This is a genomic window from Pseudomonas sp. Colony2, assembly GCF_019382755.1.
GTDB lineage: Bacteria > Pseudomonadota > Gammaproteobacteria > Pseudomonadales > Pseudomonadaceae > Aquipseudomonas.
This window is the reverse complement of sequence record NZ_CP080030.1, coordinates 145,316-156,421: the sequence shown is the minus strand read 5'-3', so window position 1 is coordinate 156,421 and position 11,106 is coordinate 145,316. Positions and strand designations below refer to the sequence as shown.

Sequence of the window (11,106 nt, the reverse complement as noted above, 5' to 3'; positions counted from 1 at the left end):
ATATGGTCGATGGATCCAATGCAGTCAAGTTTTGATACAAATTTGCGGATGGGAGGATGGTCCGTGGGCTAAGTAAAGCTGGTTTGAGGAAAGGTGTTTCGCCGTCAGCAACCGTCAGTCGCCTCACTCAGCTCACATGCGTCGTCAGGTATGCACGTTGTATATACTTCGTACATACCAATCTAGAGCATTCACTTATGTCAAAACTAGCCGTTTTCACCTTGAAGCTTGAGTCGGAACTACGCGACCAATTCATGGCCGAGTGCGAGGCTACCCACCGTCCTGCATCGCAAATCGTGCGAGATATGATGCGTCAGTTTGTCCAGGCCCAGCAGGAATCACGGGAGTACGACGCGTTCTTGCAGCGTAAAATAGACGCCTCTCGCGCCTCGATACAGGCAGGCAGAGAGATTTCCAATGAGGATTTGGAAGCTGAGTTTTCTGCGAAACGTGCTCACGTAGATAATCAGGAATGAGGGTTGCCTGGACGCCGGAAGCGGCGCAGGACCGTAGGGATATCTGGGACTTTTTATTTGAGAAAAACCCACAAGCCGCAGCCGATATGGATCGACGCTTCAGCAGTGCAGTGCTGGGGTTGGCAAAACACCCAGAAATCGGCCCACTCGGCAGGATCACAGGCACACGCGAAGTCATTCCTCATCCAAGCTACCGCCTTGCTTACCAACTTGAGCCCGACGTAGTAGGGATCGTGGCGCTTGCGCACACCGCTCGCCAATGGCCACCAGAGAAAGCAACCGCCTCTTGACGGCCTAGACTCCTCGCCCCTCTCTCAACCGCAAATTCAACTCATCCACCACCTCCGCCCAATCCGCGTCCTCCAGAATCTCTTCACGCAAAAACGCCCGCTGAGCCGGCGTCCAGAAAAAAGCATCCGCCAGGTGCAGTTCGGGTTTGAGTGGGGAGTGGACCGCGATGAACCGCTCGATACTGACCGGGTCTTCCGGCAAACCGAGCTGTTTGAACAACGATGGCAAGTTGTGGACTGGGGATTCCATGAGGCGTTCCTGGAGAGTAGGTTCACCTGAGTCTAGCCCCCCAGGCGAACATGAACCTCTCGGGTGTTGCGCAGATTAATCACATCCCTCACGGTGCACGCCCGCTGGCGCGTTACACAGCACGAACAGCCGGGCCCGCGCGCCGCCGCCGTCCTGCTGGCTGAGCTGACGCCATCCGGCTGGCAACGGGGCAAACTCATCCGGCGGCTCCGCGGCGCTGATCAGCCATACACGCTGGATCTCGGCGGGTAACGCCGACAAGCGATCAAGGTAGATGCGCCCGCCATCCTGGTCCACCAGGGTGCCAAAACCATAGGCATTAGGCCGGGTGGACTTGCCGGCGGCGGTCGGCGGTGTGAAAAGCTGCAACTGGGCGTCGGTCTCGTCGTAATAGACGTAGGGCAGGTACCACAGCATGTCGCTGATGACGATGCGGTCATCTTCCTGGTAGTTGCGATTGACGAACTCCACCACCACGTTGAATTGATCATGCTCATCGACGGTGGAGTTGGTTTTCACGCCCACCAGCTCGACCCCGACAAACAACACGAAGACTGCCGCCGCTGCGAGCGGCAAGCGCGGCGACAGACGGTCGACGGCCAACGCCACGATGATCGGCAAACTCATCGCGTAGGCGGTGAGATAACGCTCGATAAACACCGGGGAAATAAACGAAACCCCATAGACCAGCAGCACCGGCAGCATGAAAAAAAGCCCCAGCAGCCAGCCAAAGCGAAAGCGGCTTTGATCGCGCCAGGCAGTCACACCGACCAGCGCCATCAGCAATAACGGAAACACCACAAAGAGCGGTCGCCACAAGTGGTCGCCCGGGTCCTGAATGAGGAACTGCCACACCATCGACGGCACGGAATACAGGTTGACCGGGTCTTCCCAGCCAATATCACCGCCCACCTTGAGTTCTTCGGTGTGCTGCACCAGGCCCAGCAGATTCGGGAGCCAGGGCAAGTACAGCAACACAATGGCAATGTTGGCCAACCACCAGCCCGCACGCGTGACCAGGCGCAGGCCGCCGGCCCGTGGCTGGCGCAGCAACAGCAGCCATGACCAATGCACCAGTACGCACAACGCGGTGAAATAGTGGGTGTAGAAGGCTGCCGTCATCAACAGCGCATAGGCCACCAGATAGCGCTTGCGCTCAGGCTGGCGGACCCAATACACCAATGCCAGGGTGGCGGCCAGCAGCCATACGCCCAGCAGCGAATACATCCGCACTTCCTGGCTGTAGCGCACTGCCGTGGGCAGCAACGCCAACAGAATCCCGGCCAGCACCGCCGCGCGACGGGTCGCGACCAGCCTTGTCAGCCAGATTCCCAGGCCGACTGCGACCACACCGGGGATCGCACTCATGCTGCGCAGGGAGAAAATGCTGTCGCCAAACACCTCGATCCAGCCGCGCAGCATGAAGAAATACAGCGGCGGGTGAACGTCATGTGCGGCGTGAAACCACAGGTCTTCCAGGGAATACTCGGCGAGCAGCAGGCTTGAACCTTCATCGCCCCAGATGGCGGAGGCGGTCAGGCCATAGAAACGCACGGCCATGGCCAACGCCACCAGCGGTACCCACCACAACCGAGCCAGCCAGCCGGCATTCTCCCAAAGGCCAGGATTGAGCACGGGCAATGCCCCGGCCTTGTTGTCTTGTTCCGCCACAGAGCGTCGCACCTCTACTTCCTCACCCACTACTGAACCTGCGCTTGCGCGAACACCCGCCACTCTAGGTCAAAAGGCCTTGATTCGCCCGCTGTTTTGCATGGATTCGACCAACCATCCGCCAATCGGACAAATCTGAATTTTGCGCAGGACGTCTCCGACGCTTTCATCGGATCACGCTATGATTGCTGCCTTCCATGGATTCAGGATCAAGGACATTTCATGCGCATCGGTCTTCTGTCACCCCTGGCACTGGCATTGCTCGCCACCCTTCCCCTCCAGGCCCACGCCAGCGGCGATGACTCTTGCTACCCGGATTGGCGGGTGTCGCGCAACAGCCTGGACGTGTGCAGCAACCTGCCCTTCCTGAGCCCCGGCAATGACAGCCGGGTCAACCTGCGGCTGTTGCTGGCGGACAAAAACGTCATGCCGCTGGCGCCGAATGCCTTGGGCGAGCAGGACGTGTCCGAAGGATTTGGCCCGGTGCCCTTTCCGGTGTATCGGCTTACGCCGGCTGCGGATGAGCCCGACAACAAACCCGACGACTCGCGCACCGCCGAACTGGATGCACTGCTCACCCCGCTGGGCATCACGCGCGACGACGCCAAGACCGCCGGTGAAGCCTTCCTTTCCGGCGAAGGCAGCCGTTGCCGCAGCAACGCCGATGACAGTGCCGCCGCGTTTATCAGCCAGGTGGTGAAGGTCGATGTACCGCAGGCCGAGCGCCAGTTACTGGCCAAGCTGCGGCTGCAGATGCTCGGCAGTTGTTCCTCGGACGGCGTAGCGGCAGGCGAGGCAGACCAAATCAAATCGGCAGACGGCCAGGCATTGCTCACCTACCTGAACGCCGCCGGGGACTTTTACAGCGGACGCTTCAGCGATGCGCAAAAAGGTTTTGCCGGGCTGACGAGCAGCTCGCTGCCCTGGCTGAAGGAAACAGCGCTGTACATGACCGCCCGCACCGCGCTGAACGACGCCCAGCAAAATGCCTTCGATGAATACGGCACGCCGTCGCTTGAGCATGTGGATAAGTCTGCCCTGCAACGGGCCGAAAGCGCTTTCAACGACTACCTGAAAACTTATCCACAGGGCGAATACGCCGCCTCCGCCCGTGGCCTGTTGCGCCGGGTGCACTGGCTGGCGCCCAACCCCGACAAACTGGCGGACGACTTTGCCTGGCAACTGACCCAGGCCACCGATGCCCAGCGCAACGTGTCGCTGGATGAACTGGTGCAGGAAGCCGACACCAAGCTGCTGACCAGCACCACGGCACCTGTGGGCAACCCGCTGATCCTGGCCCTCAACGACCTGATGTGGATGCGTGCCGGCGAGCCGCCGAAGCTCACGCGTGAAGCGCTCGATGCACAAAAAGCGGTGTTCGCGCAGGAGCCCGCGCTGTATGCCTACGTGCAGGCGGCGTTTGCCCTGAACGTCGAGCATCAGCCCGACCGTACCTTGAAGCTGCTGCCGCAAGACGTGCCGTCGAATCTCGACTACTTCGCTTTCAGCCAACAGACCCTGCGTGGCCTCGCGCTGGAAGCCAAGGAAGACTGGAAAGCCGCCGAAGCGCTGTGGCTGCAACTGCTGCCGCTGGCCAGGCAACCATTGCAACGAGACCAGCTGGAGCTGGCATTGGCGATGAACTACGAACGCAGCGGCCAACTGGCCAAGGTATTCGCCGCCGATTCGCCGATCAGTGCCAAGCAGGTGCGCTATATCCTGCTGCGCAACGTCGCCGGTCCCGACCTGCTGCGCCAACAGCTTGCCCATGCCGAAGACCCGGTAGAGCGCCAGACTGCGCAATTCACGCTGCTCTATAAAGACCTGCTGCGCGGCCAGTTCGAGACCTTTGCCGAGGACCTCAAGCAACTGCCCGCCTCGGTTCCCGATGACAAGCTCGGCACCAGCCTGGGCTACGTCTACAGCGGCGGCCAGTCGTTGAGACTGTTCCAGTGGAACGGTGACAAGGCCGAGTCCGGCTACACCTGCCCGAGCATCGCGCAAATCGCCAGCACCTTGCAGGCCGATCCGAAAAACCCGCAGGGCCTGAACTGCCTGGGGGAATTCGTCCTGCGTAACGGCCTGGACGGCATGCCCCTGGAACAAGCGCGCTCCGCCGGCAGCCTGGGCAGCACTGCCTCGCCCTTCAAGGGTGAAACCTTCTCGCGACTGGAGGGCTACAAGCGGGTGATCGGCAATCCCAAGGCACCCCGAAACGACAAGGCCTACGCGCTGTTTCGTGCCATCAACTGCTACGGACCTTCGGGCTACAACAGTTGCGGTGGCGAGGACGTCGACAAGAACGTGCGCAAAGGCTGGTTCCGCCAGTTGAAAACCGGGTTCGCCGACACCCAGTGGGGCAAGTCGCTGCAGTACTACTGGTAAGCCGTGAAGCGTTTCTGGCTGGCCCTGCTCCTGCTGGCAAGCCCGGCCTTCGGTGCGGTGGACGCCCGCGACCATGACGCGTTCTGGCTGTGGAGCGGCGTTGCGCCGCAGCCGGTGCTCAAGCAGGCGAAAACCCTGTACATCCTCCAGGGCCAGATCAACTCGACCCGCCGCGCGCCCCGGCGTGGCGTGCAATTCATCGCCCAGGGCATGAGTGTGCCGCGCATCACCCAGGGTGAAATCTGGGTGGTGTACCGCGCCCACACCCTGCACTGGCCCGAGTCGGTGTACAGCCAGATGCTCGGCCAGGTGCAACGCTGGCGGGATGCGGGCAACCCGGTGGTGGGCGTCCAGATCGACTTCGATGCGCGCACGCAATACCTCGACGAATACGCGGATTTCCTGCGCGACCTGCGCCAACGCTTGCCCAAGGATCTACGCCTGAGCATCACCGGGCTGATGGACTGGAGCAGCAACGCCGACCCGGCCGCCATCGCACAACTCAAGGGCGTGATTGATGAAGTGGTGGTGCAGACCTACCAGGGGCGCCACAGCATTCCGGACTACGCGGCGTATCTGCCACGGATGAACCGGTTGGGGGTGCCGTTCAAGATTGGGTTGATTCAGGGTGGAGAGTGGGAGGAGCCGGGGTATTTGAAGGGCAGTGAGTGGTTTCGAGGGTATGTGGTGTTTTTGCAGAATCCTTGAATGCCCACAGTCCCTGGACTGTGGGCACTGGTATTAACGCCCTGCCGTCTGTTCCGGATACACCGACTCCCAGCCCCCACCCAATGCCTTGTACAACCCGACCATGGCGAGGGACACACTGGTGGAGCTTTCCACCCACTGCTCCTGGGTCGCCAGCAACGCACTTTGCACGGTCAGTACGTTAACGAAATCCACCACGCCTTCGACGTATTGATGCTGCGCAGTAGCGAGGGCGATCTGGTTCTGCCGCACGGCTTCGGCGAGGCTGTCGCGCCGCAGTTGGCTGGCGTTGTAGCGGGTCAGTTGATCGTCGATTTCATGCCAGGCCCGCAGCACGGTCTGCTGGTAGGCCAGGGCCGCTTCCTGTTGCTGGGCTTCGCGCAGATCGAGCATGCCTTGCAACCGGCCACCGTTGAAAATCGGCAAGCTCAGTTGCGGGCCGAAGGCGAATGCACGCGAACTCCACGAGCCGAAATCCGCCAGTTGCAACGCCTGGGAGCCCACGCTGCCAGACAGGGTGATGCGCGGGTAGAAGTCGCCCTTGGCCACACCAATGGAGGCGGTGGCCGCATGCAAGCGAGCTTCGGCCTGGCGGATATCCGGGCGGCGCTCGGCCAGTTGCGACGGCAGGCCGATGGCGACCTGGCGTTGGGTTTGCGGCACCGCAGCGTCCTTGGACAATTCGGCGTACAAGGCTTGTGGCGGTTCACCCATCAGCAGGCTCAGGGCGTTGATCAACTGGTCCTGGCGTTGCTGCAAATCCGGCAGGCGCGCCTCGATGGCGGCCACTTGAGCAGCGGCTTCGGCTACGTCCAGGTCAGTGGCGACACCGTCGGCCAGGCGCAGTTGCGAGAGCTTCAGGCTGTGGCGCGCCACCTCGAGGTTTTGCTCGGTGACGGCGCGGGTGTTTTGCACGCCGCGCAGTTGGATGTAGTCCTGGGCGGTTTCCGCCAGCACCGACAACAGCACCGCGCGGCGGTCGTTTTCGGCGACTTGCAGGGTGGCGTCGGCGGCTTCGGTTTCGCGTTTTACGCGGCCCCAGAAGTCCAGTTCCCAGGCGGCGGAGAAACCCATGTCCCACTGGTTGAACGCCGAGCGGCCGTTCTTGCCCGAGGCATCGCTCAAGCCATCGGCGCTGTTGCGCTGACGCAGGTAATCGCCGGTGGCGTTGACGGTCGGGTAGCGCTCGGCGGTGATCACCTGGCGCGCCGCGCGGCTTTGTTGCAGGCGGCTGCTGGCGAGTTTCAGGTCAAGGTTATCGGTCAGCGCGCGATGGGTAAGCGCGGTGAGCTGCGCGTCGTGGAACACTTCCCACCAGCGCTCTTCCAGCGGGTCGTTGACCGCGTGGCTGGCGGCTTGCCGGCCATGGGGCTCGGTCCATTGGCCGACGGGATTCAGCGGGCGCTGGAAGTCCGGGCCGACGGTGCAGGCACTCAGGGTGAGCAGGCTCAAGGTTAACCAGGCAAGGCGTCTCATTGCTGCGCCACCTCACGTTGCTGGGCGGCGGCGTGGGTGTCGACGCTGGCTTCCACCGACATGCCGACCCGCAGGCGCTCGGTCAACGCCTGGCCGGGCTCCAGGATGATTTTTACCGGAATACGCTGCACCACCTTGGTGAAGTTGCCGGTGGCGTTGTCGGGTTTGACCGAGGCAAATGTCACGCCGGTAGCTGGCGCCAGGCTTTCGAGGTGGCCCTTGAGCACTTCGCCGTCGAGGCTGTCGACCTTCACGTCCACCGTTTGGCCAGCGTGCATGTGGGACAACTGGGTCTCCTGGAAGTTGGCCACCACGTAGGCCTCGGCCAGCGGTACCACGGCGAGGATCTTGCTGCCCGGCGTCACATAGGCGCCGACCCGCACCGCGCGCTCGCCGACCATGCCGTCCACCGGCGCGACGATGCGGGTGTACGACAGCTGATAGCTGGCCATTTCCAGTGCGGCCTGGGCACGTTTCAGGCCGCCCTCTGCCGCATCACGCTGGGCGCTGAGGATTTCCACCTGCTTGCGTTCAGCGGCCAGCACCGCCGTGGCATTCGCCAGGCGCGCGGTGGCCTGGTCAATACGCGTCTTGGCTTGCTGGGCGTTCTGTACGGTGCCGGCGCCTACACCCGCGAGGTGGTTGTAGCGGTTCAGTTCGTGTTCGGCAAACGCCACTTCGGCGCGATCTGCCGCCACAGTCGCCTGGGCCTGGGCGATCACCGAGCTTTGGCGCTCCAGGGTTGCCGTGGCATTTTTCAGCTGCGCCTGGGCCACCAGCGTATCGGCATCGGCCGCCTGGGCAGCGGCGCGGAAGTCACGGTCATCGATCAGCGCCAGCAACTGCCCGGCCTTGACCCGCTGGTTGTCTTCCACCAGCACTTCCTTGATGAAGCCGGCCACACGCGGCGCCACCAGGGTGTAGTCAGCGGCGACGAAGGCGTCGTTGGTGCTCTGGCGTTTGCTGCCGAACACACCCGGCGCCAGCAGGTAAACCAGCACACCTACGGCAAACACGGTGATGACGGTTACAGCGATTTTGTCTTTGCGTTTCATAACAATCCCTTTGGCTCAGTGAGCAATCAAGTCGGCGCGCGGGGCGGATAAATCCGCGTCGGCATCCAGAAAATCAGCAGGATCAACGCCGCCGCGACACCGGCCATGACGTAGTAGAGATCCGAAGAGGTGAGCACCACGGCCTGCTCGTGCAGCCGATGGGCAAGGCCGGCGGCATCGCTGTCGGCCAGGGGCGAGTTGCCCAGGCTGTCCACCAGCATGGTCGAGTGGAAATGCAGGCGGTGTGTGGTCAGGGCATCGAGCACGCCGGTGGCGACCACGGCGGCCAAGCCTTTGACGGTGTTGAACCACGCCGAGGCGAAAGGCCCGTCCTGGGGCGTGATGCTGCCGGTGGAGAGCATCAGCAGCGGCAACACCGCCATCGGTTGCCCGAAGATTTGCAGCAGTTGCAGCACGTAGAAATCATCGCGAATCCATGCCGACGTGAGTTGCGCCCCGCCCACGCAGGACAGGATCAACATGCTCAAGCCAATGCCCAATACCCAGCGGCAATCGACCCAGCGCAAGTTGCACAACGCCGCCACCAACGGCAGTGCGATCAACTGCGGCAGCGCCATGATCAGCATCACCGGTGCAGTTTGCAGCGGGCGGTAGCCTTGGACCTGGGCCAGGTAGCTGGACGGAATGATCGTCACCGCCAGCAGCACGATCAGCACCCCGGCGAGCACAATCAGCGCGAACGACAGGTTGCGTAGCCCAAGCATCTGCAACTTGAAAAACGGCATCGGGTGCGACCACTCGTTGATCATGAACAGCACCAGCAACACCAAGCCGCCGATCAACAATGAGGTAATCAGCGGCGACTCGAACCAGTCCAGCCGATTGCCCTGCAACAGGCCGATCACCAGCATGCAGATCGCCGGGAAGCCCAACAGCAGGCCGCGCCAGTTGAACTGCTTGAAGCGCTCCAGGCGCAGCGGGTCCTGGGGCAAGCCGTAGGCCACGGCCGCCATGGCCAGCAGGCACGGCCCGACAATCTGCCAGAACGCCCATTGCCAGCCGACGTATTCGGTCCACATGGCCGCCAGCGGTGTGCCGAGGCTAGGGCCGAAAGTGGCCGTGAGGGCATAGCCGGCCAGGCCGTACAGCTTGACGTTGGCCGGCAGGAACCGCAGGGCCACGGTCATCAGCATCGGCGGCAAGGCGCCACCGGCCAGGCCTTGCACGGTGCGCAGGATCAGCAGGCTTTCGTAGTTCGGTGCGAACGGGCACAGCACGCCAAGCACGGTGAACAGGCCGATGGCGCAGAGAGTGAAACGGCGCAGAGAGAACGTCACCGAACACCAGGGTGCAAAGGCCATCGCCGAGACAGAGGTGGCGGTGTAGGCAGCCACCAGCCAGGTGCCTTCGTCGAAGCCGATGTACATCGCACCGCGAATATCGGCGAGAGCGACTTTGGTCACCATCTCGTTGAGGCCGGACACCAGTACCGCAAGCAATACGCCCACGAGGCCGATGATGATGCGCGGGCCGAAAACGGGCGGGGTAATGGCGGTCGGTTTGGCTGCGGCCAGGGGTGCGGGAGCAGCGAGGGACGTCATGAACTACAACTCGGAATAGGAAATACCCGAGCAGTTTAATAAGGCTTAGACATGACAAAAAGTGACTTATAGGAAGCTTATAAGTGCACCAGACGCAATGATCAAAATGTAGGCGATCTCTGTGGGAGCCGGGCTTGCCCGCGATTGCACCACCTCGCTATGCCTGAAAAACCGTGTCGCCCGCATCGCAGGCAAGCCAGCTCCCACATTGGCCGAGCTCACTTGCGACTCACGTGGGCTGCGCTTCCTTCCACGTCGCCTCGCAGCATTCACGCATGGTCTCGCGCAGCCATCTATGGGCCGGGTCCTTGTCGAAACGCGGGTGCCAGGCTTGGGTCAGCACCAGGGTCGGCAGGGAAATTGGCAGGGTGAAGGCTCGCAACGGCAGCTTCAGGCGATTGGCGCTGTAGAGCGCTTCCTTGGGCACCGGCAGGATCAGGTCGGAGTCCGGCAGCATGAACATCGCGCCGTGAAACCCCGGGGCGATCATCGCGACTCGGCGTTCCAGCCCCTGGGCATTGAGCGCCGTGTCGATCGGCCCCCGGGCAATGCCGCGGCGGGAGATGCTGATATGCGAATAGCTGGCAAACCGTTCGGCGGTAATTTCTCCATCGAACAATGGGTGCCCTTCCCGTGCCAGGCCGACGAAGGTGGTGGTGAACAGGTTCTGCACCTTCACTTCCGGAGTGATCGGCATGGTGTTGCCCACCCGCAGGTCGAGACGGCCTTCACGCAGGGCCTCGTCATCGGTGTCGCCTTCCGGCACGAAGCGCAGTTCGCACAGCGGTGCCATGCGTTCCATGGTGTCGAACAGCCGACCGCCATACACTCCGACAAAAAAGTCATTGGCCCGCACGCTGAAGCGCCGACGCAGGGTGCGCAGGTCCACTTCGTCCGCCGAGCGGAACAGCAGCGCCGCCTGCTCCACCACGCTGCGCACCTGGCCTTGTAGCTCCAGGGCCTTCGGCGTCGGTACCAGGCCGCGACCGGCGCGCACCAGGATCGGATCGCCCACTGCCTCGCGGATACGCGTGAGGGTGCGACTCATGGCGGCCGGGCTCAGGTTCATCCGCCGCGCGGCGCCTACCACACTGCCCTCGTCCAGCAAGGCGTCGAGGGCGACCAGCAGGTTCATGTCCGGTAATTGCATGCCAAGCACTCGTGATGGGTTGGGAGTGAACTTGGCGCAATCGTAGCAGACTGTGGTGAGGGAGCTTGCTCCCTCGCCACAGG

General features: G+C 62.5%; 10 protein-coding genes. 4 read left to right on the top strand and 6 right to left on the bottom strand.

The genetic code is table 11. The features are described 5' to 3' along the window. Window positions 1–197: 197 nt before the first annotated feature. Complete coding sequence (locus tag JV201_RS00735) at window positions 198–476, top strand: antitoxin of toxin-antitoxin stability system (RefSeq protein ID WP_134325519.1); 279 nt, start codon at window positions 198–200, stop codon at window positions 474–476. Then, the gene (locus JV201_RS00730; protein ID WP_134325518.1) at window positions 473–766 is read left to right on the top strand and encodes a type II toxin-antitoxin system RelE/ParE family toxin; all 294 of its coding nucleotides are present in this window, start codon (window positions 473–475) and stop codon (window positions 764–766) included. Before JV201_RS00735 ends, JV201_RS00730 begins: the two co-directional genes overlap by 4 nt. A gap of 4 nt (window positions 767–770) precedes the next feature. On the opposite strand, the gene JV201_RS00725 is transcribed toward JV201_RS00730, so the two are convergent. Together JV201_RS00725 and JV201_RS00720 are read right to left on the bottom strand one after the other, a co-directional pair. After that, window positions 771–1,016: a DUF2789 domain-containing protein gene (locus JV201_RS00725; RefSeq protein WP_102605404.1), complete on the bottom strand. Its 246-nt coding sequence runs from the start codon at window positions 1,014–1,016 to the stop codon at window positions 771–773. A 75-nt stretch (window positions 1,017–1,091) separates the two neighbouring features. Beyond that, window positions 1,092–2,699 carry a glycosyltransferase family 39 protein gene (locus JV201_RS00720; protein WP_257903275.1) on the bottom strand — a complete coding sequence of 536 codons (1,608 nt, stop codon included), beginning with the start codon at window positions 2,697–2,699 and terminating at the stop codon, window positions 1,092–1,094. Window positions 2,700–2,909: 210 nt separating this feature from the next. On the opposite strand from JV201_RS00720, the gene JV201_RS00715 reads away from it, so the two are divergent. Beyond that, window positions 2,910–5,072 carry an outer membrane assembly lipoprotein YfiO gene (locus JV201_RS00715; RefSeq protein WP_219406373.1) on the top strand — a complete coding sequence of 721 codons (2,163 nt, stop codon included), beginning with the start codon at window positions 2,910–2,912 and terminating at the stop codon, window positions 5,070–5,072. Window positions 5,073–5,075: 3 nt separating this feature from the next. After that, complete coding sequence (locus JV201_RS00710) at window positions 5,076–5,780, top strand: DUF3142 domain-containing protein (RefSeq protein ID WP_219406372.1); 705 nt, start codon at window positions 5,076–5,078, stop codon at window positions 5,778–5,780. A gap of 33 nt (window positions 5,781–5,813) precedes the next feature. Here the strand turns inward: JV201_RS00710 and JV201_RS00705 are convergent, their stop codons facing one another. From JV201_RS00705 to JV201_RS00690, 4 genes are all read right to left on the bottom strand, one after another. Further along, window positions 5,814–7,256 carry an efflux transporter outer membrane subunit gene (locus JV201_RS00705; protein WP_219406371.1) on the bottom strand — a complete coding sequence of 481 codons (1,443 nt, stop codon included), beginning with the start codon at window positions 7,254–7,256 and terminating at the stop codon, window positions 5,814–5,816. After that, window positions 7,253–8,311 carry an HlyD family secretion protein gene (locus tag JV201_RS00700; RefSeq protein ID WP_003218219.1) on the bottom strand — a complete coding sequence of 353 codons (1,059 nt, stop codon included), beginning with the start codon at window positions 8,309–8,311 and terminating at the stop codon, window positions 7,253–7,255. The genes JV201_RS00705 and JV201_RS00700 overlap by 4 nt, the downstream gene beginning before the upstream one ends. A 26-nt stretch (window positions 8,312–8,337) precedes the next feature. After that, on the bottom strand, window positions 8,338–9,873 hold the full coding sequence (locus tag JV201_RS00695) for an MFS transporter (RefSeq protein WP_102367852.1): 1,536 nt from the start codon (window positions 9,871–9,873) through the stop codon (window positions 8,338–8,340). Window positions 9,874–10,102: 229 nt separating this feature from the next. After that, window positions 10,103–11,023, bottom strand: a complete 921-nt coding sequence (locus JV201_RS00690; protein WP_003218223.1) for a LysR family transcriptional regulator — start codon at window positions 11,021–11,023, stop codon at window positions 10,103–10,105. Window positions 11,024–11,106 lie beyond the last annotated feature (83 nt).

Excerpts from the sequence above, each read along its gene's own strand:
- JV201_RS00735 (WP_134325519.1), top strand. The coding sequence starts at position 198 with ATGTCAAAACTAGCCGTTTTCACCTTGAAGCTTGAGTCGGAACTACGC.
- JV201_RS00730 (WP_134325518.1), top strand. The coding sequence starts at position 473 with ATGAGGGTTGCCTGGACGCCGGAAGCGGCGCAGGACCGTAGGGATATC.
- JV201_RS00725 (WP_102605404.1), bottom strand. The coding sequence starts at position 1,016 with ATGGAATCCCCAGTCCACAACTTGCCATCGTTGTTCAAACAGCTCGGT.
- JV201_RS00715 (WP_219406373.1), top strand. The coding sequence starts at position 2,910 with ATGCGCATCGGTCTTCTGTCACCCCTGGCACTGGCATTGCTCGCCACC.
- JV201_RS00705 (WP_219406371.1), bottom strand. The coding sequence starts at position 7,256 with ATGAGACGCCTTGCCTGGTTAACCTTGAGCCTGCTCACCCTGAGTGCC.
- JV201_RS00700 (WP_003218219.1), bottom strand. The coding sequence starts at position 8,311 with ATGAAACGCAAAGACAAAATCGCTGTAACCGTCATCACCGTGTTTGCC.
- JV201_RS00695 (WP_102367852.1), bottom strand. The coding sequence starts at position 9,873 with ATGACGTCCCTCGCTGCTCCCGCACCCCTGGCCGCAGCCAAACCGACC.
- JV201_RS00690 (WP_003218223.1), bottom strand. The coding sequence starts at position 11,023 with ATGCAATTACCGGACATGAACCTGCTGGTCGCCCTCGACGCCTTGCTG.